Annotated in this window: 26 protein-coding genes and 1 tRNA gene; 17 read left to right on the top strand and 10 right to left on the bottom strand. The window is 60.1% G+C overall.

The window, feature by feature from the left end; translation table 11 throughout:
* The first annotated feature begins 144 nt into the window (after positions 1 to 144).
* Together P8S53_RS13345 and P8S53_RS13340 are read left to right on the top strand one after the other, a co-directional pair.
* On the top strand, positions 145 to 1,761 hold the full coding sequence (locus tag P8S53_RS13345) for a divergent polysaccharide deacetylase family protein (protein WP_277806714.1): 1,617 nt from the start codon (positions 145 to 147) through the stop codon (positions 1,759 to 1,761).
* Positions 1,762 to 1,832: 71 nt separating this feature from the next.
* Positions 1,833 to 1,919: transfer RNA gene (locus P8S53_RS13340), tRNA-Leu, on the top strand.
* 94 nt (positions 1,920 to 2,013) lie between these two features.
* On the opposite strand, the gene P8S53_RS13335 is transcribed toward P8S53_RS13340, so the two are convergent.
* Positions 2,014 to 3,537: an NAD(P)H-hydrate dehydratase gene (locus P8S53_RS13335; RefSeq protein ID WP_277804460.1), complete on the bottom strand. Its 1,524-nt coding sequence runs from the start codon at positions 3,535 to 3,537 to the stop codon at positions 2,014 to 2,016.
* Between the two features lie 184 nt (positions 3,538 to 3,721).
* Here P8S53_RS13335 and P8S53_RS13330 point away from each other — a divergent pair, with 184 nt between their 5' ends.
* Both P8S53_RS13330 and glnA read left to right on the top strand, forming a co-directional pair.
* Positions 3,722 to 4,060 (top strand): P-II family nitrogen regulator, encoded by a 339-nt coding sequence (locus tag P8S53_RS13330; RefSeq protein WP_277804459.1) that lies wholly within the window; start codon positions 3,722 to 3,724, stop codon positions 4,058 to 4,060.
* Positions 4,061 to 4,119: 59 nt separating this feature from the next.
* Positions 4,120 to 5,526 carry a type I glutamate--ammonia ligase gene (gene glnA / locus P8S53_RS13325; protein ID WP_277804458.1) on the top strand — a complete coding sequence of 469 codons (1,407 nt, stop codon included), beginning with the start codon at positions 4,120 to 4,122 and terminating at the stop codon, positions 5,524 to 5,526.
* A gap of 339 nt (positions 5,527 to 5,865) precedes the next feature.
* Here the strand turns inward: glnA and aroA are convergent, their stop codons facing one another.
* The 3 genes from aroA to P8S53_RS13310 form a co-directional block, all read right to left on the bottom strand.
* Entirely contained in the window at positions 5,866 to 7,215 is a 1,350-nt protein-coding gene (gene aroA / locus P8S53_RS13320) for a 3-phosphoshikimate 1-carboxyvinyltransferase (protein WP_277804457.1), read from the bottom strand.
* 180 nt (positions 7,216 to 7,395) lie between these two features.
* The gene (gene parA, locus P8S53_RS13315) at positions 7,396 to 8,040 is read right to left on the bottom strand and encodes a ParA family partition ATPase (protein WP_277804456.1); all 645 of its coding nucleotides are present in this window, start codon (positions 8,038 to 8,040) and stop codon (positions 7,396 to 7,398) included.
* Positions 8,041 to 8,103: 63 nt separating this feature from the next.
* Positions 8,104 to 8,556 carry an Lrp/AsnC family transcriptional regulator gene (locus P8S53_RS13310; RefSeq protein ID WP_277804455.1) on the bottom strand — a complete coding sequence of 151 codons (453 nt, stop codon included), beginning with the start codon at positions 8,554 to 8,556 and terminating at the stop codon, positions 8,104 to 8,106.
* Positions 8,557 to 8,643: 87 nt separating this feature from the next.
* Here P8S53_RS13310 and P8S53_RS13305 point away from each other — a divergent pair, with 87 nt between their 5' ends.
* From P8S53_RS13305 to P8S53_RS13270, 8 genes are all read left to right on the top strand, one after another.
* The gene (locus P8S53_RS13305; protein WP_277804454.1) at positions 8,644 to 9,243 is read left to right on the top strand and encodes a LysE family translocator; all 600 of its coding nucleotides are present in this window, start codon (positions 8,644 to 8,646) and stop codon (positions 9,241 to 9,243) included.
* 115 nt (positions 9,244 to 9,358) lie between these two features.
* Entirely contained in the window at positions 9,359 to 10,318 is a 960-nt protein-coding gene (locus tag P8S53_RS13300; protein ID WP_277804453.1) for a TAXI family TRAP transporter solute-binding subunit, read from the top strand.
* Entirely contained in the window at positions 10,315 to 10,803 is a 489-nt protein-coding gene (locus P8S53_RS13295) for a DUF1850 domain-containing protein (RefSeq protein ID WP_277804452.1), read from the top strand. Before P8S53_RS13300 ends, P8S53_RS13295 begins: the two co-directional genes overlap by 4 nt.
* 119 nt (positions 10,804 to 10,922) lie before the next feature.
* A complete protein-coding gene (locus P8S53_RS13290) occupies positions 10,923 to 12,959 on the top strand; it encodes a TRAP transporter permease (RefSeq protein WP_306417810.1) in 2,037 nt (678 codons plus the stop codon).
* Positions 12,960 to 13,078: 119 nt separating this feature from the next.
* Positions 13,079 to 14,497, top strand: coding sequence for a circularly permuted type 2 ATP-grasp protein (locus tag P8S53_RS13285; RefSeq protein ID WP_277804451.1), 1,419 nt, complete (start codon positions 13,079 to 13,081; stop codon positions 14,495 to 14,497).
* Position 14,498: 1 nt separating this feature from the next.
* Positions 14,499 to 15,452, top strand: coding sequence for an alpha-E domain-containing protein (locus tag P8S53_RS13280; RefSeq protein WP_277804450.1), 954 nt, complete (start codon positions 14,499 to 14,501; stop codon positions 15,450 to 15,452).
* Positions 15,449 to 16,267, top strand: a complete 819-nt coding sequence (locus P8S53_RS13275) for a transglutaminase family protein (RefSeq protein WP_277804449.1) — start codon at positions 15,449 to 15,451, stop codon at positions 16,265 to 16,267. The genes P8S53_RS13280 and P8S53_RS13275 overlap by 4 nt, the downstream gene beginning before the upstream one ends.
* A gap of 65 nt (positions 16,268 to 16,332) precedes the next feature.
* Complete coding sequence (locus P8S53_RS13270; RefSeq protein ID WP_277804448.1) at positions 16,333 to 17,055, top strand: proteasome-type protease; 723 nt, start codon at positions 16,333 to 16,335, stop codon at positions 17,053 to 17,055.
* Between the two features lie 296 nt (positions 17,056 to 17,351).
* Here the strand turns inward: P8S53_RS13270 and P8S53_RS13265 are convergent, their stop codons facing one another.
* The gene (locus P8S53_RS13265) at positions 17,352 to 17,702 is read right to left on the bottom strand and encodes a helix-turn-helix transcriptional regulator (RefSeq protein WP_277804447.1); all 351 of its coding nucleotides are present in this window, start codon (positions 17,700 to 17,702) and stop codon (positions 17,352 to 17,354) included.
* A 216-nt stretch (positions 17,703 to 17,918) separates the two neighbouring features.
* On the opposite strand from P8S53_RS13265, the gene P8S53_RS13260 reads away from it, so the two are divergent.
* The 5 genes from P8S53_RS13260 (at position 17,919) to P8S53_RS13240 (ending at position 20,457) form a co-directional block, all read left to right on the top strand.
* Positions 17,919 to 18,272 (top strand): AtpZ/AtpI family protein, encoded by a 354-nt coding sequence (locus tag P8S53_RS13260; protein WP_277804446.1) that lies wholly within the window; start codon positions 17,919 to 17,921, stop codon positions 18,270 to 18,272.
* A 25-nt stretch (positions 18,273 to 18,297) separates the two neighbouring features.
* On the top strand, positions 18,298 to 19,005 hold the full coding sequence (locus P8S53_RS13255; RefSeq protein ID WP_306417934.1) for a F0F1 ATP synthase subunit A: 708 nt from the start codon (positions 18,298 to 18,300) through the stop codon (positions 19,003 to 19,005).
* Positions 19,006 to 19,065: 60 nt separating this feature from the next.
* The gene (locus P8S53_RS13250) at positions 19,066 to 19,302 is read left to right on the top strand and encodes a F0F1 ATP synthase subunit C (RefSeq protein WP_071470100.1); all 237 of its coding nucleotides are present in this window, start codon (positions 19,066 to 19,068) and stop codon (positions 19,300 to 19,302) included.
* A 73-nt stretch (positions 19,303 to 19,375) separates the two neighbouring features.
* The gene (locus P8S53_RS13245) at positions 19,376 to 19,897 is read left to right on the top strand and encodes a F0F1 ATP synthase subunit B' (RefSeq protein ID WP_277804444.1); all 522 of its coding nucleotides are present in this window, start codon (positions 19,376 to 19,378) and stop codon (positions 19,895 to 19,897) included.
* Entirely contained in the window at positions 19,894 to 20,457 is a 564-nt protein-coding gene (locus P8S53_RS13240) for a F0F1 ATP synthase subunit B (protein WP_277804443.1), read from the top strand. The genes P8S53_RS13245 and P8S53_RS13240 overlap by 4 nt, the downstream gene beginning before the upstream one ends.
* Before the next feature lie 103 nt (positions 20,458 to 20,560).
* Here P8S53_RS13240 and P8S53_RS13235 read toward each other — a convergent pair whose 3' ends face one another.
* The 5 genes from P8S53_RS13235 to panC all read right to left on the bottom strand — a co-directional run bounded on the left by P8S53_RS13235 (position 20,561) and on the right by panC (position 24,827).
* Positions 20,561 to 21,328, bottom strand: a complete 768-nt coding sequence (locus P8S53_RS13235; protein WP_277804442.1) for an FCD domain-containing protein — start codon at positions 21,326 to 21,328, stop codon at positions 20,561 to 20,563.
* Between the two features lie 140 nt (positions 21,329 to 21,468).
* On the bottom strand, positions 21,469 to 22,116 hold the full coding sequence (locus tag P8S53_RS13230) for an OmpA family protein (RefSeq protein ID WP_277804441.1): 648 nt from the start codon (positions 22,114 to 22,116) through the stop codon (positions 21,469 to 21,471).
* A gap of 46 nt (positions 22,117 to 22,162) precedes the next feature.
* Positions 22,163 to 23,077 (bottom strand): bifunctional helix-turn-helix domain-containing protein/methylated-DNA--[protein]-cysteine S-methyltransferase, encoded by a 915-nt coding sequence (locus tag P8S53_RS13225; protein WP_277804440.1) that lies wholly within the window; start codon positions 23,075 to 23,077, stop codon positions 22,163 to 22,165.
* 74 nt (positions 23,078 to 23,151) lie between these two features.
* Positions 23,152 to 23,961 carry a 3-methyl-2-oxobutanoate hydroxymethyltransferase gene (panB, locus tag P8S53_RS13220; protein WP_277804439.1) on the bottom strand — a complete coding sequence of 270 codons (810 nt, stop codon included), beginning with the start codon at positions 23,959 to 23,961 and terminating at the stop codon, positions 23,152 to 23,154.
* Positions 23,958 to 24,827: a pantoate--beta-alanine ligase gene (panC, locus tag P8S53_RS13215; protein WP_277804438.1), complete on the bottom strand. Its 870-nt coding sequence runs from the start codon at positions 24,825 to 24,827 to the stop codon at positions 23,958 to 23,960. The genes panB and panC overlap by 4 nt, the downstream gene beginning before the upstream one ends.
* Between the last annotated feature and the right edge of the window lie 41 nt (positions 24,828 to 24,868).

Below are 24,868 nucleotides of genomic sequence, written 5' to 3'. Positions count from 1 at the left end.
CAATCTGTTTGATCACAGGGCGCTTTTGTGGAATGGATGGCAAGTGCGGCGCGGCAGTCATACTGCTGGTGGCCGCATGACAGCGTGCTTGCGTTTGTTCATCAGTATGTCGGCCGTCCAGAGTGGAGAATTCGCGTGAACAGCATGGGTGTTGCAGGTTTCGGGCTTGGTCTGGCCATTGCCGCAGTTGGTGTGGTGGGGCTTGCAGTGGTGTTCCCGCCGTCGGTGCCCGAGCAGCCCGCGACGATTGCCGCCCCGGAAATTGCCGGCCCAGAAGGCGACACCCCGCCACAGGTTGCCGCGCCCGCCGATGACCCCGCAGCGCCTGAAGGACCGCCGCCAGATCTGGTGTTGTCAGATGACGCGGACCAACCGGAAAACGGCACAGATGCGGCCCGCGACGCGGACACAATGCCCGATGTGGCCCAGCCCCCCGATGTGCCGCGCCCAGTCGTGACATCGGATATGGCGCAATTGCCGCGCGATCCGGCGGATGATCATTTGTCGCCCATGCCTGAAACGTCCGGCGGGGCATCGCGCGCGGGCGAGTTGCCGGTGATGGGCCTGCCGCTGGCGCCGTCCGACGCTGATATGTCCGCCCCCGATATGCCCGCCCCCGCAGCGCCTGTGTCTGACATGGCCGAAGGGGCACAGGTGCCTGCGGATATGCCCGAAGATGCTGCGCCATCTACGCCGCAACAGGATAGTCCCCTTGCGATGTTGGCCCCCGCGCAAGGCACAGGCGCTGCACCGCGCGCGCCAGACGGCGTGCCGCAGGTCGATGCGCCACCACTGCCTGCGCCCGAACGCGCGGATTCGGAAGATGCGTCCGGGCTTGATGACGACCTGCCGCAGGCCCCAACGCCCGGTGATGACAGCGACAGCCAGACGGCACAGGACGCCCCGCCCGAAGATGGCACCGCAGACAGTGATGCGCCTGCCGATGGTGGCGTGGCAATGCCCGGAACCCGTATATCCGGCATGCCGGGATTGCCGCTTTCGCCACGCGATGCCGTGCCCTCGCTCGCAGCGGCAGGTGTGGTTTCAGGCGCGGATGCCACGGATCTGGCCGATGATGCAATCGCGCCAAGCGCGCTGGAACGCAATGCCATTGCCGTGGGTGCGCCGGATGGGGCGCTGATGGCGATTGTGCTGAATGATCCCGGCCTGCCCATGCCCCTGCGCCGCGCGCTTGCCGCGCGTGATACAGTGTTTACCGTCGCGCTGAACCCCATGGACCCCAGCGCCACAGAGGCCGCAGAACTGTATCATCAGGCCGGCAAGGAAGTGCTGATATTGGCAAACGGCATTCCCGCCGGGGCCACGGCGTCTGATATAGATGTCACCTTCGGGGCCTATTTTGACAATCTGCCCCTTGCGGCGGGGGTGATTGACCTGCCCCAGAACGGGTTTGTGCGCAACTCGCGGCTGTTGGCCGATGTTATGGACGTGATCGTGCGCGATGGGTACGGGCTGGTGACCTTCGCAGGAGGATTGGGGCAGGCGGCGCGCAGTGCAGATGCGATGGGCGTGCCCCATGCCGAAGTGTTCCGCATTCTGGATACTGAAGATGAAAGCGCCATCACCATCCGGCGTTTTCTGGACCGTGCCGTGTTTCAGGCAAGTCAGGTAGGGCATGTGATCGTATTCGGCGAGGCCAGCAATGAGGCCACGCTTGATGCGCTGGATTTGTGGCAATCCGAAGGGCGCGTTGACCAGATCAGTCTGGTTCCCGTGTCGGCCATTTTGCTGGGCCGCTAGGGGCGGGGCGGCTGTTTTCGTTCAAGGAAACAGCTTGCGCCGCGCCGCGCAGGGCGCTAGTGGAAAACCACGGCCGCTTGCTGGAACTGGTAGACAGACCAGACTTAAAATCTGAGGCCCGAATGGGCGTGCGGGTTCGAGTCCCGCAGCGGCTACCATTATTCACCGGAAGTTTTTTATAGCGTAACGCGCGATGTATATCGCGCGGCATGCGTCGGGTGTGCGATCCCGCGCCCGCCTTATTCCCCTGCCTTATTCCAATGTGCGCAGCGTTCGGGGCAGGGTGTCCGGCAGGTCTTCTGCAATCAGGCCGGGGCCGAACTGGCGCGCTGTTTCGGCATGCAGCCATGCGGCGGCACACGCCGCGTCAAAGGCAGGCAGGCCGCGGGCCAGCAAACCCGCAATCATGCCCGCCAGCACATCGCCCGCCCCTGCTGTGGCCAGCCATGGCGCTGCGTGGTCGTAACAGGCAGAGTTGATGGCGCAGCGCCCGTCAGGGGCGGCAATCGTGGTGTCGCGCCCTTTCAGCAGCACCACGCATCCTGCGCGCGCGGCGGCATCGCGGGTCGCATCGCGTTTGGAATATGCCGGTCCGCGTGTTGGCGCATCTTGCAACCTGGCTGCAAGATCGGGGAACAGGCGCGCGAATTCGCCTGCGTGCGGGGTCAGAACCACATCAGGGCCAAGCGCGTCAAACCCCGCCGCACCTTGCGCCAATAGTGTCAGCGCATCGGCATCAAGCACAGTGGGCCTGTCTGCGTGCAATGCGGCGCGCAGCAGGCCGCCTTCGCGCGTGCCCAGCCCGCCGCCCGGACCAAGGCAAAGCGCGTTCAGGCGGGTATCCGAAAGCGCGCGCGCCAGATCATCGCCATCGCGCAGCGGGTGCAGCATTACGGCGTCCAGCCGACAGGCGTTTTCTTGCAGTGCCGCAGGCGGGCAGCCCAATGTCACAACCCCTGCGCCGATGCGCAATGCCGCGCGCGCAGCAAGGCGGCCCGCGCCGCCCTTGCCCGGCCCGCCCGACAGCACAAGCGCGTGCCCATGTGTATATTTATGCCCGTTGACGGTTTTTTGTGCCCCCTGTGCGGCGGTCCGGTCCAGCAGTGCTGTGTGCGCAAAGGGCGCGAAATTGCTGTGCAGGCCAATATCCGCAACTTTCAGCGCGCCACAGGCATCCGGCCCGTCAGTCAGATAATGCCCGATCTTGGCGCGGTGGAATGTCACTGTCAGATCAGCGGACAGCACATAGCCCAGTGCCCGCCCGCTATCCATGCAAAGGCCGCTTGGGGCGTCAATGGCAATGCGCCCGCGCGCAGCTTTGCGCGCCAGTTCTTGCAGTATTTCGGCAAGCTTCGGATCAAGCGCGCGGGTCAGTCCGGTGCCAAACAGCGCGTCGATGATAAAGGTGTCGGGGGCAAGTGCATCCGCGATTGTGCGCGTCAGGGGATGCACCGCAGCGCTGCGCGCCCATCTGTCATGATTGCGCCGTGCATCCGGTGGCAGCTTGTCATGATCGCCATACAGGCACGCCGTCACCTGCCAGCCACGTTCGGCCAGCAGCCGCGCCATGACGAAGCCATCGCCGCCGTTATTTCCCGGACCGCACAAAATTAGGGCACTGCATGGTGATTCTTGATCAATACCCCAGTGACGCAAGGTTTCATCGATCACCTTCTGCCCTGCGCATTCCATCAATTCCAGTCCGGTGGCCGTGCCAGAATCGATAGCAGCGCGTTCAACGGCGCGCATTTGGGCGGATGTCAGTATTTCAACCATTTTTCCAAACCCGCTTTTTCCAAAATGCACAAAAATTAGTCACATTGATTATTTTTAGGGCCGCGTTGCTGATTGGGTGTTTTGTCATACCCAAGTTCCAGTCTATCAGATTGTGAGGAAGGTCTGAACATGATCTGAACAGGGCAAGCCGGACGAGGGCTTGAGGAAACGAAAAGGCGAGGGCATGAAAAAGATCGAAGCGATCATCAAACCGTTCAAGCTTGATGAGGTCAAAGAAGCGCTGCAAGATATCGGCGTGCAGGGGCTTTCTGTTCTGGAGGTCAAGGGTTTCGGCCGCCAGAAGGGCCATACCGAACTGTATCGCGGTGCTGAATATGTCGTCGATTTCCTGCCCAAGGTGAAAGTCGAGATTGTCCTGCCAGACGATCAGGTCGATGAGGCCATCGAGGCCATTGTCGCCGCCGCCCGCACCGAGAAAATCGGCGATGGCAAAATTTTCGTATCCCCGGTCGAGCAAGCGATCCGCATTCGCACTGGCGAAAGCGGTGATGACGCGCTTTGACCTGATGCAATTTATTGGGGGAAACCCCTGAACTAATTCCCAAAGAGAAGGAAAAAGACATGAGTTCAGCTGACGTTCTGAAACTTATACAAGACGAAGATATCGCATATCTTGATATCCGTTTCACCGACCCGCGCGGCCGTATGCTGCATGTGACCATCGTGGGCGATCTGGTTGATGAGGATTTCCTTGAAGAAGGGTTCATGTTTGACGGCTCGTCCGTGCCGGGCTGGAAGGGTATCGAAGCGTCGGATATGAAACTGGTGTTCGATCTGGACAGCGTTTATGTCGACCCGTTCTATGCCGAGAAAACGCTTGCGATCCATGCGTCCATCGTGGAACCCGACACCAACGAGCCTTATGAGCGTGACCCGCGCGGCACCGCCGAAAAGGCCGAATCCTACCTGAAATCATCAGGCATTGGCGACGCCGCCTATTTTGGCCCCGAAGCCGAATTCTTCGTGTTCGACAGCGTGAAATTCAGCGATTCGATCAACAAGGTCAGCTTCGAGGTTGATGCCGAAGAAGCCGCATGGAATTCTGACACCGAATATGACACCGGCAATACCGGCCACCGTCCGGGCGTCAAGGGCCACTACTTTGCCATGAATCCGATGGATGCCAATCAGGACATGCGTTCTGAAATGTTGACCACCATGAAAGACATGGGCATGAAGGTCGACAAGCATCATACGGAAGTGGCATCCGCGCAGCATGAACTTGGCCTGATCTTCGGATCGCTGACCAAGCAGGCTGACGAAATCATGAAATACAAGTATGTCGTGCGCAATGTCGCAGACGCCTATGGCAAGACGGCAACCTTCATGCCCAAGCCTGTCAAGGGCGACAACGGCACCGGCATGCATGTAAACATGTCGATCTGGAAAGATGGCAAGCCGCTGTTTGCAGGCGACAAATACGCCGATCTTAGCCAGGAAGCGCTGTGGTTCATTGGTGGCATTCTGAAACATGCCAAGACGCTGAACGCGTTTACCAACCCCACAACCAACAGCTACAAACGCCTGATCCCCGGTTTTGAAGCACCCGTTCTGCGCGCATTCTCGGCACGCAACCGGTCGGGTTGTATCCGTATCCCATGGACCGAAAGCCCCAAGGCGAAACGCGTCGAAGCCCGTTTCCCCGACCCGTCTGCAAACCCCTATCTGGCATTTGCTGCATTGCTGATGGCGGGCCTTGACGGGATCAAGAACAAGATCGATCCGGGCCCTGCGTCTGACAAGGACCTGTATGATCTGCCGCCAGAAGAGCTGGAAGGCATCCCCACGGTTTGCGCATCCTTGCGCGAAGCGCTGGACAGCCTTGCTGCCGATCACGACTTCCTGCTGGCCGGTGATGTGTTCACCAAGGATCAGATCATGGCCTATATCGATCTGAAATGGGAAGAAGTGTATGCCTATGAGCACACACCCCACCCGATCGAATATGCGATGTATTACAGCTGCTGATCAGCCGGTATTCGGAACAAAAGCCCCCGCATTTGCGGGGGCTTTTTTTGGTGCTGGAACTGATTTGAATTGCGGTATTTGTCTTTCGACGGTCATTCGGGCATGAATAAAGCCCGCGCCATCGGTGGGCCGGGGTCTGCCGATCCGACATTTGAGATGTGCAGTTTATGCAGGCTGCATACTTCTGTGCTCAAAGGCTTGGCATACCATCAGCCAAATCGGAAGGCCGCGGGACGGCCAGACCTATGGCGCGGCGGGCTGCGCCCTTGATTCCGCGCCTTTGGGCTTTCCCGATGTCTTCAAAAGGCCATTCTCAACCAGCCTGACGGTCACCCAGCTTCAGGAATTGTTGCGCGTGATCTGCCCGCCCAGACCGGCCATCAACCCTTCAAACGCGGGAAATGATGTCGCGATGGGCGTGGCGTCATCAATCGTTACCGGCTTTTGCGATGCAAGGCCAAGGCACAAAAAGCTCATGGCGATGCGGTGGTCCAGATGGGTCTGCACCGTGGCTCCGCCCGGAACGCCGCCTGTGCCCATGCCATAAACAGTCAGGCTGTCTTCGGTCTCGCTCACGCGGACACCGCAAGCTTCCAGCCCGCGCGCCATCGCATCCAGACGATCCGATTCCTTGACGCGCAATTCCTTGACGCCGCGCATGGTGGTGACCCCTTCGGCGGTGGCGGCAAGCGCCGACAGGATCGGGTATTCGTCAATCATGCTGGCGGCGCGTTCGGGGGGGACATCGACCCCTTTGAGGGTGGAAAACCGCACCCGCAAATCTGCCACCGGCTCGCCGCCTTCAATGCGGGGGTTTTCCATCACAAGATCAGCGCCCATTTCCTGCAATGTTGTAAAAATGCCATTTCTTGTGGGGTTCTGGCTGACGCCGGGCACCAGAATGTCGGAATCCTGCACCATCAATGCGGCACATACAGGAAATGCGGCGGAACTGGGATCGCGCGGAACGGCCACGGACTGGCCGCGCAATTCCGGCTGGCCGGTCAGGGTGATGACGCGGCCTTCGTCCGTATCCTCAACCGTGATGTCCGCGCCAAAGCCGCGCAGCATGCGTTCGGAATGGTCGCGGGTGGGTTCAGATTCAACAACGACCGTCTGCCCCGGTGCGTTCAGCCCCGCCAGCAACACGGCTGATTTTACCTGCGCGGATGGCATCGGCACCTGGTAGCGCACGGGCACTGGGTCTTGCGCGCCGATGACTGTCATTGGCAAACGCCCGCCGCGCCGCCCGACCGCCTGCGCACCAAACAGCGCCAGCGGGTCGGTGACGCGGCCCATGGGGCGTTTGTTCAGGCTGGCATCACCGGTGAATGTGGCGGTGATGTCGGTGGTGGCCATGGCGCCCATGATCAGCCGCACACCGGTGCCGGAATTGCCGCAATCAATCACGCCATCAGGTTCGCGGAAACCGCCCACACCCACGCCATGCACGCTCCAGTCGCCCGGCGCGTTCTGGACAACCTCGGCCCCGAAGGCACGCATGGCGCGGGCGGTGTCCAGCACATCCTGCCCTTCCAGCAGCCCTGTCACATGGGTTTCGCCCACGGACAGTGCGCCAAGGATCAGGGCGCGGTGGGAAATGGATTTGTCACCGGGAATCTGCGCTGTGCCGCGCAGGGGCGCGGATTTGCGGGCGGTCATTGGAATTGCGGGGCCGTGGCCGGACATACGCGCACCTTTCTTGACGGAATGCGCGTTGCTGATAGCGCAAGCGCCGTGCCCCGTCCATGGGCAAGCGGCGCTCAGTGCGTGCCTGCGTTCATTTGCAGTCACGCGCCCCGCTTCAAGCTTTTGATAACGCATGTTCAGAAAGCGCAAAACCGGTTCCCGCTTTTGCGCGAGATGCTGTCAGTCCTGTTGTTGCAGCCGGTCCAGAATTTCGGCCAGCAGCGCGTCCTGTTCAGCGCGGATGGCGGGGGTGCGCGCGCCTTCATGTCCGGCCATCCCCTGACCCAGCGTTTCGGCATAGGCCACGCGGTTGGCGATCTGGGTCTGGGCAAGGGCTGCGTCCAGTGCGCCGGCCGCTTCGGCAATTTCCACGCCCAGCCGTGTGCCCGCACGCGCGCGGTTCAGCACCACCAGAACGTCGCGCCCTTCGCGGCGGGCCAGATCCAGAACCCCTTCGGTGGCCCACAGGTCCACATGGCTGGAGGCCACAGGCACGACCACCAGATCAGCTTCGCGCAGGGCAGGGCGCAGGTCGGCATCGGCCTTGGGGGGCGTGTCGATGATGACGAATTCGGCCATATCGCGCAGCTTGCCCACCTCATAGCCCACACCCCATGCAGAGGCGGTGGAAAATTCAAGCCCGTCGCTGCGGCCTGCCTGATGGCGGGTCATGAACCAGCGGCCCAATGATCCTTGCGGGTCGGTGTCCAGAAACGCCACCTTGTGGCCTGCGCGTTGCAGCATGGCCCCCAGATTGACCGCAAGCGTGGTCTTGCCGGACCCGCCTTTTTGCTGCGCGACTGTGATCACTTTCCCTTTTGGCATGGTGCACCCCTTTTGCTGCGGTGCAGCATAGCGGGTTTTACGGTCAGATGCACGCGCAAAAGATCAGGCGCGGTCGTCCTTGGGGGACCCCATGACAACCATGGTCGTCAATGTGTCCAGATAGGGGAATGCGCCCATGTAATCGGTGTGGAAATGTTTGTAAGCCGCCAGATCGCGCACTTCCACGCGCAGCAGGTATTCGACCGTGCCGGTAATGTTGTGGCATTCGCGCACTTGCGGGGCTGCGCGCATCAGGCGTTCAAATTCTTCCTGTGCAGCCTTGGTGTGGCGCGACAGGCCTACAGTGACGTAGGCAATGAAGCCGATGCCGGTTTGCAAAGGGTCCAGCACGGCCTTGTAGCCGGTGATGACGCGCCTGCGTTCCAGTTCCTGCACGCGGCGCAAACATGCTGACGGCGACAGCCCCACGCGTTCGGCCAGATCAAGGTTGGAAATGCGCCCCTCTTGCGTCAGGATGCGCAATATATGTTCGGATATTTTGTCTAGTCCCGTCATAAGTTGCAAATTATGCGTCTGACTTGCAGTATTTGCAATTCAATTTCCTGAAATCTGCATTAAGTTTTGCGCAAGTATGGGATTGAGATGATGACACCAGAAGTTTTTCTTGCACTGCTTGCCTTCGCCTTTGTGACCTCTGCCACGCCGGGGCCGAATAATGTTATGTTGCTGGCATCGGGGGTGAATTTCGGGTTTCGCCGGTCGCTGCCGCATATGGCGGGCATCGCCATAGGTCATGCGGGAATGGTGTTTCTGGTGGGCGTGGGGTTGATGGGTGTTTTCATCAGCTACCCGCCCGCACAAATGGCGCTGAAGGTGGTGTCGGTCGTCTATATGCTGTGGCTGGCGTGGAAAATTGCCAATGCCGCGCCGCCGGACGGAACCAGCACCAAGACCCGCCCGCTGACATTCCTGCAAGCGGCGGCGTTTCAATGGGTCAACCCCAAGGCATGGGTCATGTCGCTGGGGGCGGTGTCAATTTATGCGCCGACGCAGGAATGGGTGGCGGTTGCATGGGTGGCTGCGGGGTTCTTAAGCGTGGGCTGGACCTCGACCGTTATATGGACGGGGCTGGGCATGGGGGTGCGGCGGCTGTTGCAGCGCCCTGACTGGTTGCGGGTGTTCAACTATTCAATGGCGGCATTGCTGGTGGCATCCCTGTTGCCGGTGGTTTTCGCAGGGTAAGCTCCCGCAAAAACCGGCCCACAATGCTTGCGCAGCGGGCAAAGCACGGCTAGTCTTTCCATAGATCGCGTGACGATCAGAAAAAACAATAACAGTGATCCTTGGGAGGATACCAATGACTTATAGATTTGCAGCCATTGCCGCTGCAACGGCCCTTTTGACGGTGCCGGTGCAGGCGCAGGAATTGTCCATTGCCACAGGCGGCACCGGCGGGGTTTACTTTCCCTATGGCGGTGGTCTGGCCGAAGTGATCAACCGCCATGTCGATGGCGCAACCGCAAGTGCGGAAGTCACCGGCGCATCGGTGGAAAACGTGGCACTGGTGTCGCGCTTCGATTCCGATCTGGCGCTGGCACTGGCCGACACCGTGTATCAGGCCTTCCATGGCGAGGGCGCGTTTGAAGGGCGTCAGGTGGATGAATTGCGCGCCATCGCGTCGATCTATCCCAACGCGGTGCAGATTGTGACACTGGCCGACAGCGGCATTACCGGCCTTGATGACCTGCGCGGCAAGCGTGTGTCTGTTGGCGCGCCGGGGTCCGGCACCGAAGTCAGTGCGCAAACCCTGCTGGCGGCCAATGGCATCACCTATGATGACATCAGCGAACAGCGCCTGAACTTCAATGAAACCGCCGATGCACTGCGCGACGGCGATATTGACGCGGGCTTCTGGAGTGTTGGCCCGCCCACCAGTTCCATCATGAACCTTGCCACAACGCGGTCCATCACGCTTGTGCCCCTGACCACCGAAGAAATCGCCGCCGCGATCGCGGCAGAGCCGACATTTGCCCCCTATACCCTGCGCGAAGGGCTGTATGACGGGATGGCAGAGCCGGTGTTGACCATTTCAACGCCGAATGTGCTGATTGTGCATGCCGATATGGATGAGGAACTGGCCTATAACATCACCAAGGCGATGTATGAGAATGTCGACGAGTTGATCGCCATTCATCCGGCCGCGAATGATACGACGGTTGAATTCAGTGTTGATTCCACGCCCATCCCCTTCCATCCCGGCGCGCTGCGCTATCTGGAAGAAGCGGGTGCAACAGCGCAGGACCACCAACGCCCGTGACGCGCAGGGCTGCGGGGCGGCATCTGGTTGCCGCCCTATGTCTGTTGCCTGTCATGGTCCTGCCGGACGCCGCTGCCGCCGACCCGGCCTTGCAACTGCATGACGATGGCGGCGCGGTGCTGGCGCAACTGCCCATGCGGGACGGCGCGGAAATCTGCCTGCGCTGGTCGCATTCCGTAACAGGGGGCGCTGTGGCCGATTGCTTTGAAAACAATGCGGGCCAACTGACCCTGACGCGCAGTTTCCTGCATGATTTCGCCGCAGGTCTGGGCGAGGTGGCGGGCCGTGGCAGATTGGTGTCCGCGCAGGACGGCGGATACTGGATTGTCGACATTAATGAGGCCATGCCTGCAAACAGCGTGACCCTGCGCAACGGGTCTGACCATGTCGGGCACACACTGGCAGCGGCAGGGCAGGAATTGCCCTTGTCGGACTATGTGGCCCGCGGCGCGCGCGTCAGGCTGCATTTGAATTTGCACCCCTAAACGATGATGCGTTCATTGCATACGCACGCGCCATCCTTTTTACTTCAGATTGCGCATGTTCAGGACACAACCGGTTCCCATTGCCTGAGCAACATGCACCAATGACAGGGCAGCCCCGAATGGCATCAAAGACAAGCATCACCGACACCATGTCCCCCGATCAGGTTGAAGGCGGGGTTATCCCTGAAAACCTGCGATCTGCCGATGCGATGCAGCCGCGCCCTGTGCTGTGGCTGATCACGGCAGTGGCGATCATGCTGTCGCTGTTCCAGCTGTATACGGCCGGGATTCAGCCGCTGGGCCTGTTTTATCAGCGCACCGCGCATCTGGGCTTTGTGCTGTTTCTGGCGTTTCTGATTTTCCCCATCTTCGGTCAGACGCGCCCGCGCGGGGCGTTGGGCTGGGTTATCGATGCGGGGTTTCTGACAGCGGCGTTCCTGAGCGGGTTTTATATCATCTGGTATCTGGATGACATCATCGCGCGGGCAGGGTGGTGGACCGCCACGGATATTACCGTGGGCATAATCTGCATCATTGCCGTGCTGGAAGCCAGCCGCCGTGCGGTGGGGCTGGGGCTGACCATCATTGGCGCGCTGGCCATCATCTATGCGCTGGCGGGGCCGCGCGGGGCCTTGCCGCAGGTGGGCGAATGGATGCCGGGCATTCTGTCGCATCGCGGCGCCAGCGTGGACCGGCTGGTGGGGCAGCTGTATCTGGGGCAAGAAGGCATATTTGGCCTGCCTTTGGGCGTTGCCGCGACATTCGTGTTTATGTTCGTGCTGTTCGGGGCCTTTCTGGAAAAAACCGGCGCGGGCAAGTTCTTCATCGATCTGGCCTTTGCGGCAACAGGGCGCAAGCCGGGCGGCCCTGCGAAGGCTGCCGTGATTGCCAGCGCGGGGATGGGGTCGATCTCGGGATCGGCGATTGCCAATGTGGTGACAACGGGGGCATTCACCATCCCGCTGATGAAGCGCCTTGGCTACAAGCCCAAACAGGCGGGCGGTATTGAAGCGGCGGCATCCACAGGCGGGCAGATCACGCCACCCCTGATGGGCGCTGGCGCGTTCCTGATTTCGGAATATACCCAAGTGCCCTATATCGACATTGTTCTGGTGTCGATTTTTCCGGCGATCCTGTATCTGGGCACAGTCTATCTGTTCGTGCATATCGTGGCGATGAAACAGGGCATGAAGGGGCTGTCTGCGGCAGAATTGCCCATTGTGCGCCATGTGTTGGCGGCGGGGTGGCAGTTCATCGTGCCGCTGGTGTTGCTGGTTGTGCTGCTGGTCAACAACATCTCGCCCATGCGGGTGGGGTTCTGGGCCATTTTGTCGGTCGTGGGCGTGGCGGGGCTGCGCGGCGCATGGGCGGTTGTGGCAGATGGTCCGGTCACGCGCGAAGCGGTGCAGGCGTCCGTCATGCGCGGGCTTCGCATGATATACGAGTCGCTGGAACTGGGCGCGCGCAATGCCGTTGCCGTATCCATTGCCTGTGCGGTTGCGGGTATCATCGTGGGGGTTGTGGGCCTGACCGGGCTGGGGCTGAAATTCAGCTCCATGATGGTGGCGCTGTCGGGGGGCAATATCGTGCTGGCGCTGGGGCTGGTGCTGATCGCATCGCTGGTGCTGGGTCTGGGGCTGCCGGTGACGGCCAGTTATATTGTCCTGATCGTGCTGGTCGGTCCCGCGCTACATAATGAGTTCGGCATCCCGCTTCTGATCGCGCATCTGGTGGTGTTCTGGTATTCTCAGGACAGCAATGTGACGCCCCCCGTGGCGCTTGCGGGGTTTGCAGGCGCGGCTGTGGCGGGCGCGAAACCCATGGAAACCAGCATGCAGGCGTGGAAATTCGCCAAGGGCCTGTATCTGATCCCGCTGTTCATGGTGTTCAACCCCGAAATCATCTATGGTGGCCCGCTGCCGCATGTGCTGTGGACAGGGTTTACCGCGATATTGGGGCTTGTGGCCTTTGCCAGCGCGATCGAGGGGTATTTGTTCGGGCGGATGGATATTGCATCGCGGCTGGTGGCTGTTCCCGCTGTTATTGCGCTGTTCTGGCCGTCGTTTACGGTCGAGTTGGTGGGCGCGGGCGTGCTGCTGGTGGTGCTGGCAATAAACTGGCTGAACGCCCGTCAGGCGCGCGCGCATCCGACGTGAATGGGCCGTGCTGAATAATTCATCGCTTGCGCGCCCATAATTCAGGCGCAAGGTTCTGTTTACCTTTACATTCCGAACAGACCTGCTTTGATGACCCAATATAACGGAGTTTCTGCGCAATGGTGACCAGCTTTTTCAACGAAATGTATGCATCTGACGGGTTACGGGCACCCTATCAAATGTTGGAAGGCTGGTATCAGAATATGCCCGCCGAATTCCGCGCCCTGAAACAGGCCGAGGCCGAGGATCTGTTTCGCCGCTATGGCATTACCTTTGCGGTGTACGGCGAAGGGGGCGATCCTGACAGGCTGATTCCGTTCGACATGTTCCCGCGTGTGTTCACCGCACATGAATGGCGCAGGCTGGAGCGTGGCATCAAACAGCGTGCCCGCGCGCTGAATGCGTTTTTGTCCGATGTCTATGACCGGGGCGAGATTATTCGCGCAGGGATTATTCCTGCCGATCTGGTGTATCGCAATGACGCGTATGAAATTGCCGTGGCGGGGTTCCGCCCGCCCTTGGGGGTTTTCAGCCATATCGTGGGCATTGATCTGGTGCGCACCGGGGCCGAGCAATTCTATGTGCTGGAAGATAACTGCCGCACCCCGTCCGGCGTGTCCTACATGCTGGAAAACCGCGAAGTCATGATGCGCATGTTCCCGCATCTGTTTCAGGAAAACCGCGTGGCGCCGGTGGATGGCTATGCGCGGCTGCTGAAACGCACATTGGCATCTGTCGCGCCCGCGAAATGCGACCGCGACCCCTGCGTGGTGCTGCTGACGCCGGGGCATTTCAATTCGGCCTATTATGAGCATTCCTTTCTGGCCGATCTGATGGGGATTGAACTGGTCGAAGGGCAGGATCTGTTTGTTGACGGTGATTTTTGCTGGATGCGCACCACCGAGGGGCCGCGCAAGGTGGATGTCATTTATCGCCGCATTGATGATGCATATCTGGACCCGCTGTGTTTCCGCCCTGATTCCGCGCTGGGCGTTCCGGGGCTGATGAATGTCTATCGCTCGGGGGGGGTGACAATCTGTTCTGCGCCGGGTGCAGGTGTGGCCGATGACAAGGCCATCTATACCTATGTGCCCGAAATGGTGCGCTTCTATCTGGGGGAAACCCCGATACTGGACAACGTGCCGACATGGCAATGCGCCAAATCCGATGATCTGAAATATGTGCTGGAAAATATCGGCGAACTGGTCGTCAAGGAAGTGCACGGGTCGGGCGGGTATGGCATGCTTGTCGGGCCTGCATCGGACCGCGCCACGATTGACACATTCGCGGCAAAAGTGGCGGCAAACCCGTCAAATTACATCGCCCAGCCCACATTGGCGCTGTCAACCTGCCCCACTTTCGTAGAGGAAGGCATAGCGCCGCGTCATGTGGATTTGCGCCCCTATTGCCTTGTCGGCCGTGATGTCGAACTGGTGCCCGGTGCGTTGACGCGTGTTGCCCTGACCGACGGGTCGCTGGTCGTCAATTCCAGTCAGGGTGGCGGCGTCAAGGACACCTGGGTCATCGCGGAGGAATGATATGCTAAGCCGTACAGCCGCGAATCTGTTCTGGATGACACGCTTTCTGGAACGCTCGGAAACCACTGCCCGCCTGCTGGACATGGGGTTTCGCAATGCGCTTTTGCCCAATACCGGCGGGGGGTATCGCAACGAATGGGGGGCCATCTTGCAAAGCAAGGGGGTGTTGCAGCCCTTCACCGACAAATACGGCGAGATTGTTCAGCGCAATGTCGAAAGTTTCCTGTTTTTCGACATGGAAAACCCGTCATCTGTCGCCAGTTGCATCCGGTCCGCGCGTGAAAACGCACGCATTGTGCGCACGGCGCTGACATCGCAGGTGTGGGATGCCATCAATACCAGCTATCAGGAACTGATGGCCATGCAGCGGCTGGAGCGGTCTAAACTGTCGACGCCCGACCTGACTGACTGGACCATCCGCACCAGTTCGCTGATCCGGGGCGCGATTGAATCCACGCAATTGCGCATCGATGGCTACAGCTTCATGAATCTGGGCTATGCGGTGGAACGCGCGGACAATACGGCGCGGCTGCTGGATGTGAAATATTATGTGCTGCTGCCATCGGTGGCCTATGTGGGGTCGGGGCTGGACAATTACCAATGGACAACGCTGTTGCGCGCATTGTCGGCGCACAGGGCCTATAACTGGGCCTATGGCGGGGAATTAAGTTCGGTGCAGATAGCGCACTTCCTGTTGCTGAACCCCAAATTCCCGCGATCCCTGTTGTCATGTTATGCCGAAGCGAATGAACATCTGGACCAGCTGGCGCGCATCTATGGGCGGTCCACGCCTGCGCAGGAATCCGCCCGCGCCCTTCTGGGCGAGTTGGCAGAGGCCCGCATAGATGATGTGTTTGACGAAGGGTTGCATGAATTCCTGACGCGCATGATCAATGAAAACGGCGGGCTGGCGCAATCCATCCATGACCAGTATCTGACGGGGGAAGCGCGATGATTCTGACGGTTTTTCACAAGACGCGCTATGAATTCGAAAGCCCCGTTGCCGGTATTATCCAAAGCCTGCGCCTGATGCCTGCCAAATGTGACAGCCAGAAGGTGATCGACTGGAAGGTCGACGTGCCCGATGCCCTGATTGGCGAGGCGTTTCGCGACGGGGCAGGGGACTACATCCAGACAGTGTCTTTGCGCAAGCGGGTGGAGCATATTGAAGTCACAGTGCAGGGCACGGTCGAAACCATCGACACGGCCGGCGTTTTGCGCGGCCACCGTGAACGTGTGCCGCCGCGCGCCTATATGCGCAACACTGTGCGGACGCAGCCCAACCGCGCGATTGTGGATCTGGTGAATGATGCGTTGCGCGACGCCGGATCGGCCACCGCGCTGGAGCGCGCGCATCTGCTGTCCGAGGCCGTGTCGGATGCATTGCCCTACCGCCCCGGGGCCACCCACGCCCATACCACCGCCGCCGAGGCGATGAATGAAGGCGCGGGCGTGTGTCAGGACCATACGCAGGTGCTGATTTCGTGCGCCCATCTGGCCGATCTGCCCGCGCGCTATGTCAGCGGCTATCTGAATGCGACTGAGGATGGCAGCGCCCATGAAGCCAGCCACGCCTGGGCAGAAATCTATATAGACCGGCTGGGCTGGGTCGGGTTCGATGCATCGAATAAATGCTGTCCCAATGACCAGTATATCCGGCTTGGGTCTGGGCTGGACGCGCAGGATGCAGCCCCCCTTCGCGGGCTTGTGCTTGGCGGCGCTGCCGAGGCGCTGGATGTCACCGTAGTTGTCGAGGCGCAGCAACAATGACGCTTGCAGCGCCATGGCCGCAGCGCTAACACTTGCGGGCTGACATATTGTCAAGGAAAGGCGCGATGACATATTGCGTGGGGATGCTGCTGAAGGAAGGTCTGGTCTTGTTGTCGGACACGCGCACCAACGCGGGTCTGGACAATATTTCCGTATACCGGAAAATGTTCACGTTCGAGGAGCCAGGTGAGCGGGTGATCGTCATGCTGACCGCCGGCAACCTGTCGGTCACGCAAACGACTCTCGCGCGTTTGAACGAGGCGATTGAGGATCCTGAAGCAACGACGGACACATCTATCATGCAGGCCGAAAGCATGCTGGATGTGGCCACGATTACCGGCGAAATGCTGTCACGGGTGACCGCAGAAACACAGGCGCGGATGGACCGGATGAATCAGGCCGCCACCGCATCGATGATTGTTGCAGGGCAACGCAAGGGCGGGCGCATGCGGCTGTTCCTGATCTATCCCGAAGGCAATTTCATCGAAGCCACCGAGGACACGCCCTATTTGCAGATTGGCGAGCATAAATACGGCAAGCCCATTCTGGACCGCGTGATTACTGCCAACACCCCCTTGGACGAGGCACGCAAGGCTGTGCTGTTGTCGATGGATTCGACCTTGCGCTCGAATCTGAGTGTGGGGATGCCGCTGGATATGGCGATCATTGAAACCGATGCCCTGCGCGTCAGCGAATACCGCCGGATCGAGGCCAATGACGAAGAATTCGCAGCCATGTCGGCGGCGTGGTCACAAGCGCTGCGCGATGCGTTTGCGCAGATTGCGTAAGATCGTGCAACACGGCGGACTAATGCTGCTTGGGGTGGGATTGGCCTGAAGCGGTCATTGGGGAGCTTCCCAAGGCGCGGAGCAAAGGCCGCAGGCCGCCGCGCCATCGGTGGGCCGTCCCGCGGCCTGCCGATTATTCTGATGGTGTCTCAAGCCTTTGATCTCAGGAGTATGCCGCCTGCATAAAGTGAACTTCACTGGCGTCGGACCGGCAGACCCCGGCCCACCGATGGCGCGGGCTTAATCCAAGCGGACAACGACAGCTTCAGGCCATTGGTCCATCAGCTTTGCGGCACCTATGCATCCGGCAGCGGGGTTTGCAGTTCCTGTTCCAGAAACCGCTCGAACGCATCCAGATTGACGGCTTCGAACTGTCCGAAGGCCTGCATCCAGATGCTGGCGGCGCGCAGGGCGTCGGGTTCCAGCTGGCACCATTTGACCCGCCCGCGCTTTTCCTGACTTATCAGCCCCGCTGCGGCCAATATGCCCAGATGCTTGGAAATCGCGGCCAGCGACATGTCGAACGGGTGGGCCACATCGGTCACGGCCATGTCGTCTTCCAGCAGCATTGCCAGTATGGCCCGCCGTGTCGGATCGGCCAAGGCCATGAAAACCTGATCCAGTGATGGGGCGGGGGTATGGGTCATGCCATCCTTGTTGCGCGCTAACGCCAAAAGGTCAACTGAATGGTTGAATATGGGGTTTGCCGCAAATTCCGCCTATCAATGATCGGGGCGCAGCAGGTCAATATTTTTATATAATTATATCAGTGTGTTGGGTTTAGGTCTGGGGCGTTTTACATGCTTGACTCTGGGCGCGTGGCTGCCTAGTTTCCGCGCAACTTGCAGCCGGAGGTGGCAGGCATGGCACAGCGTGACGAATTGGAGCGGCTGAAAGCCCTTGAAGATCGGATCGCCAAGGCCAAGGCCGCGATAAATCCGCCAAGGGCAGGGCAGGACCATCATTCAATGGCCCAGGTGGGCTGGCGGATGGTGATCGAACTGGTGTCAGGGCTTGGCATCGGTGCGGGCATTGGCTACGGGCTGGATGTTCTTTTGGACACACAACCGTTCTTGCTGGTGTTGTTTACATTGTTGGGCTTTGCGGCCGGGGTGAAAACCATGATGCGTTCGGCCCGCGTGTTGCAGGAACAAGCTGAAGATGCTGCCCTGCGTGATACGGGTGCGGAAAAAGGGGACAAGACCAGTGGCGGATGAAAGTGGTGGCCTCTCGATCAGGCCAATGGACCAGTTCGAGGTTAAGGCGCTGTTTGGTGGTGATATCGCATGGTACACACCAACCAATGTCACACTGTGGATGGCATTGACCGTTCTTGCAGCGACAGCCCTGATGGTTCTGGGTGCGCGCAGGCGTGCGATCATTCCATCGCGCGGACAATCGGCGGCAGAAATGGCTTACGGCTTCATCTACAAGATGGTCGAGGATGTCGCCGGACATGATGCCGTGCGTTTCTTCCCGCATGTATTCACGCTGTTCATGTTCGTGTTGTTTGCAAACCTGCTGGGGCTGATCCCGTTTGCCTTCACCACCACATCGCATATCGCGGTGACTGCGGTTCTGGCGCTGACAGTGTTCCTGTCGGTGACGGCGCTGGGTTTCATCCTGAACGGCACCAAGTTTCTGGGCCTGTTCTGGGTCAGTTCCGCACCGCTGGCGCTGCGCCCCGTTCTGGCGCTGATCGAGTTGATCTCGTATTTTGCACGTCCCATCAGCCATTCCATTCGTCTGGCCGGTGCGATGATGGCGGGCCATGCCGTGGCCAAGGTTTTCGCGGGCTTTGCCAGCGCATTGGGGGCGATCTTCTTCGTGCCGGTGCTGGCGGTAACCGCCCTTTACGCGCTGGAACTGCTTGTCGCAGTCATCCAGGCCTATGTTTTCACCATTCTGACCTGCGTTTACTTGCGTGACGCATTGCACCCGTCGCACTGATACGCGGGCCAAAGGGTCGAATACCAATCCAGCCAATTCCAAAACTCAAGGAGATACGACATGGAAGGCGATATCGCAGAAATGGGCAAGTACATCGGTGTTGGTCTGACCGCCATCGGTATGGGCGGCGCCGCGATCGGTGTGGGCAACATTGCAGGCAACTTCCTGTCGGGCGCGCTGCGCAACCCGTCGGCGGCTGCTGGCCAGACCGCCATGCTGTTCATCGGCATCGCGTTTGCAGAAGCGCTGGGGATCTTCTCGTTCCTCGTTGCTCTGCTGCTGATGTTCGCTGTCTGATCTGACCCCGACAATGTATCCTCCGGGGGGGCCGTGTGGCCCCTTCGGTCAATTCAGGGCTTAGGGGGACGACATGGCAGATGATGCCACTTCGGGGCCGGGAATGCCCCAACTGGATCTGACCACCTTCTCGAACCAGATTTTCTGGCTCGTGGTGACTATGGTGGTTCTGTATTTTATCATGTCGCGCGTGGCCCTGCCGCGTATCGCCGCCGTTCTGGCGGACCGTCGCGGCACGATCACCAGTGACATTGCCGCCGCAGAAGATTTCAAGCTGAAGGCCCAAGAGGCCGAGGCCGCGTATAATCAGGCACTTGCCGATGCGCGCACGGAAGCAAACCGTATTGTCGAGGCTGCCAAAGCAGAAATGCAGGCCGAACTTGATGTGCAGCTTGCGAAAGCAAACGCGGAAATCGCCGCACGTTCGGCTGAGTCTGAGCGGCACATTGCGGAAATCCGGGACAATGCCATGGCCATGGTGACGGAAGTTTCCGGGGATGTGACCAAGGAAATTCTGACGGCATTCGACGTGAAGGCGGATGCGCGCAGCGTAACTGCTGCTGTTTCCGCACGATTGAAAGGGGGGGCTGCATGATGCTGCGACTTACAGTAGCCGCCACTGTGCTGGCAAGCCCCGCATTCGCGGCAGGCGAAGGGTATCCGTTCTTTTCGTTGTATAACACCGATCTGATCGTGCTGATGGCGTTCATCATTTTCGTGGGCATCCTGATCTATTTCAAGGTGCCTGCAAAGATTACGGACATGCTGGACCAGCGTTCAGAAACCATCAGATCAGAGTTGGAAGACGCCCGCCGCCTGCGTGAAGAAGCGCTGGAGCTGCATGCGTCATTCGAGAAGAAGCGCACCGAGGTCAAGGAACAGGCCGCGCGGATCGTCGAGAAGGCCAAGGCAGATGTACAGATTGCTGCGGACACCGCCAAAGCCGAAATCGCTGCATCCATTACGCGCCGACTGAAAGCTGCCGAAGATCAGATTGCATCTGCGGAAGCGGCTGCCATTCGTGATGTGCGTGACCGTGCAACTGCCGTGTCTATTGCGGCTGCGGGTGACCTGATTGCAAAGAAGATGGATGCGGCGCGCAGCGATGCGTTGATCCAGAACGCGATTCAGTCTGTCAACGAACGGTTGCACTGAAGCGTGTTGCGAAAAATCCCTTAAAGAACCCGGCCATGTTGCCGGGTTTTTTTATGCGGTGACACAGGCGGTGGGCCGGGGGCCAGACGGGGGGCGCATTCGGTTATCGTGCTTGCGCGTGTTCAAACCGCAATCTGGCGATTTCTTCGTTTTTCTGGCTGCGTTTCATATCACTCAGAACTTGTTCGATGAAATCCAGATGGCTTTCGGCTGCATGTCTGGCGCGGGGGGCATCGCGGGCCTGTAGGGCGTCATTGATGGCCTTGTGCTGGGCCAGCAGGTCGTTGCGGATTGCCGGTTTGCGAAAGATGACCTGACGGTTATAGAACACCCCTTCATGCAGCAGGTTGAACATCGCGCGCATCATGTGCAGCATGATGATGTTATGCGATGCCTCGACAATGGACAGGTGAAATTCGGCGTCAAGCTGCGCTTCTTCTGTCGGGTTTCGTTTCTGATGCGCAGCTTCCATCTTCTTGAACACTGTATCCACGATTTGCAGGTCGGTATCCGACCCATGGCGCGCGGCGCGTTCGGCAGACATCCCCTCCAGATCGCGGCGAAAGCTGATATAGTCAAACAGCGCTTCGTCATGTCCTGCAAAAAGCTGCACCAATGTGTCGGAAAACGCGGAATCCAGCAATTCCTCGACATAGACACCGGCGCCTGCGCGTGTGGTCAGCAGCCCGCGATCTTGCAAGGTGGCAAGCGCCTCGCGCAGGGACGGGCGCGACACACCAAGCTTGTCGGCCAGCTCGCGTTCGGATGGCAGGCGTTCACCCGGCCGCAGAATGCCGCGCAACAGCAGCAATTCGATCTGCCGCTCGACGCTGTGTGACAGCTTTTCGGGTTGAATACGTTGAAAGGGCATTGCGCCTCCTGCCGCGAATGGCCGGTTCTGTTCGGGCGTGTCCCGCCAGCGTGAAGTCGGACAATGAATAGGACCGTCAGAATGTGGGCGCAATAAAAAAGGGCCAGTCTGGCTGGCCCTTTCGTGAAGTGATGGTCCGCTTATGCCGGTTGGTGCGGGCGGATAAAGATTTCGACGCGCCGGTTTTGCTGGCGTCCGGCAGCGGTGGAATTGTTCGCCACAGGCTGTGTCAGGCCGCGACCCATGGTCTGGATACGGTTGGAGCCAACGCCCGCGCTGCGCAGAACTTGTGCCACGGATGCGGCACGGCGTTCGGACAGCCCCTGATTATAGGATGCGGCACCGACGTTATCGGTATGGCCTACGACAACCACATCGCTGCGCGGATGGCTGACCAGGTTCTGTGCGATGATGCGCAGATCCTGTTGCAGGTCCGGGCGCAAGGTTGCGCTGTCGGTGGCAAACAGCAAATCCTGCGGCAGGGTCAGGATCAGTTCCTGTCCGGTGTTGCGGATGTCGACATTGTTGCCAAGCTGGCGGCGCAGTTCAGCGGCCTGCCGGTCAAGTTGCTGGCCGACCAATGCGCCGGCGGTGCCGCCGATCAGCGCACCCGCAGCCGCACGTCGCCCGCCACCATCGCCGGTTGCGGCCCCGATGACACCGCCCACGGCAGCGCCGGTCAGCGCACCCGTCATGGTGCGGTTTTGCGGGTTGTTGGGATCAGGGGCGCAGGCAGCCAGTGCGAAGGCGGCTATGGCCAAGGGTAATGCAGATGCAGACAGTCTCATGATACACCTTTCAGACGTCGGACAATATTTGTGCCTTATACCCCTGTTAACGCATAACGTCAGATTTAGTTCCAAGGCCCACGGAAATGTGTTCCTTTGACGCGATGGCGGGCGCGGCTGCATCCAGTTGCGCAGACTCGCGCCCCAGCATCGCACGCTTGCGCGCAAGCCCCCAGTGATAGCCCCCCAGCGCCCCGTTCCCTTGCAGGCAGCGGTGGCAGGGAATGACAAACCCGATGGGGTTGCGCCCCACCGCACTGCCCACCGCGCGCGCCGCCTTGTTTGAGCACACACGGCGCGCAATCTCGCCATAGCTGCTGACATGACCGGGCGGGATATGCAGCAGGGCCTCCCACACCTTTATCTGGAATGGTGTGCCCATCAGGTGCAGCCGCCCTTCGCCGCGATGCCCGAATGCGGCGGCCACATGCGGGGCAGGGGCGTCGGGGTCATGGATGTATTCGGCCAGCGGCCAGCGCCGCACCATGTCGTCAAGGGTCTGGTCCTGCCCGTCGGGGCCTGCGAAGGCCAGACCGCAAAGCCCCTTTGGTGTGGCCATGGCCAATGCCTGCCCGAACGGGCTGTCGAACCAGCCATAGCGGATGACCAGCCCAGCCCCCTTGCGGGCATATTCGCCCGGCGACATGGCTTCCCAGCGCACAAACAGGTCATGCAACCGCGCGGACCCCGACAGGCCCAGTTCCTGCGCTGCATGCAGCGTGGTGAAACGTTCCGCCATCAGCGCGCGGGCATGTCCCAGTGTCAGATATTGCTGATAGCGTTTTGGCGACACGCCGACCCACTGGCTGAACAGGCGCTGGAAATGCGCGGCACTCATGCCCATGTCGCGCGCCAGATCATCCAGCGTGCGCGCCCGTCCCCCCGGGGCATCAATCAGTGCAATCGCGCGTTCCATTACGCGGTAGTGATAGCTGGGCGATTGTTCGTCGTGATCATCCATTCTGCGCCCTTTCGGCATTGGTCGGACACAGCCTATTGCGCAGGCGGTGTCGTTTCGACCCGAAAGCTGCGCATTCAGCGGTAGACGTTATCTTCACCGGGGAAGCTGCGGGATTTGACTTCTTCTGCGTAGTCGGACACGGCCTGTTCAATTGCGGGGCCAAGATCGCCGTATTTCTTGACGAATTTGGGCACCCACGGGTTCAGGCCAAGCATGTCTTCCAGCACCAGTATCTGCCCGTCACATTGCGCCGATGCGCCAATGCCGATTGTGGGAATACCCACGGCGGCGGTAATCTTGCGGGCCAGCGGTTCAACCACGCCTTCGACCACCGTGGCGAATGCGCCTGCCTCGGCCACCGCGACCGCGTCATTGATATGGGCGGCCCATGTATCTTCATCGCGGCCCTGGGTCTTGAACCCGCCCATGACATGGCTGGATTGGGGCGTCAGGCCGATATGCGCCATCACAGGAATGCCACGTTCGCTCAGGAAATGGATGGTTTCCGCCATGCGCGCGCCCCCTTCCAGTTTGACCGCACCGCAGCCGGTTTCCTTCATGATCTGGGCGGCATTGCGAAAGGCCATGTTGGGGCTTTCTTCATAGGTGCCAAAGGGCATATCCACCACGATCAGCGCGCGTTTGGTGCCGCGCACCACCGCGCGTCCATGCATGATCATCAGATCCAGCGGCACGCCAATGGTGCTGTCCATGCCGTGCATCACCATGCCAAGGCTGTCACCCACCAGAATGAAATCGGCGTATTTGTCGACAATCGCGGCGGTATGCGCATGATAGGATGTAAGCGACACAATCGGATCGCCGCCCTTTCTTGCGCGAAGTTGTGGCACGGTTATGCGGCGGACAGGTGCGGTGATGCTCATGTTGTCTCCTTCGTGGGGTGAACGACACGGTTGTCTATCAAGAAAACAGTGCCGAATTTGACGGCCAACAGTATCACGGCAGGCCGCGTCAGGGGGCCGGAAATGCTGTCCAGCGACGCCGCGTCACGAATATCGACAGACTGGACCTGCGCGCGCGGTTCGCGTTCCAGCGTCGCGCGCACATGCGACCGCAGCCGCGATGCGGTTATGCCCGTGGGGGCCATGGTTTCCGCTTCGTTCAGGGCGCGGGCAAGAATTGGGGCGGCAGCGCGGTCTTCCGCACCCAGCCGGACATTGCGCGACGACATGGCCAGCCCGTCGTGTTCGCGCAAGATGGGGGCGCCAATGATGTCGATATCCATGTCCAGATCGCGCACCATGGTGCGGATAACGGCCAGTTGCTGGAAATCCTTTTCGCCAAAAACGGCCGCATCGGGGCGGATGATGTTGAACAATTTGGTGACAATCGTGGCCACACCGCGGAAATGGCCGGGCCGCAGCTTGCCGATCAACATACGCGCCAGTTCGGTTGTTTCCACAATGGTTTGCGCTTGCGGGTCGTATACGTCGTGCGCGTCAGGGGCGAATACTGCATCCACGCCCGCGCCGCGCAGCAGGTCGAAATCGCGCGCTTCATCGCGGGGGTAGCTGTCCAGATCCTCGCCGGGGCCGAATTGCGTGGGGTTGACGAAAATCGTGGCGACCACCCGCCCGTCATTGCCCGCGCGTTCGCGGGCAATGCGCATCAGCGACAGATGCCCGTCATGCAAAAAGCCCATCGTGGGCACCAGAACGACCGGCGCGCCGGTTATGCGCCAGTCGCGAACTGTGGCGCGGATTGCAGCTTTGGTGCGGCAAATGTGCATGCGGGGCCTTTCGCAGAAATGATGCCTATTTCTTAGGCGGT

The organism is Roseinatronobacter sp. S2 (genome assembly GCF_029581395.1).
GTDB lineage: Bacteria > Pseudomonadota > Alphaproteobacteria > Rhodobacterales > Rhodobacteraceae > Roseinatronobacter.
The sequence above is the reverse complement of the archived record's forward strand: the minus strand, read 5'-3'. Positions and strand labels throughout refer to the sequence as shown.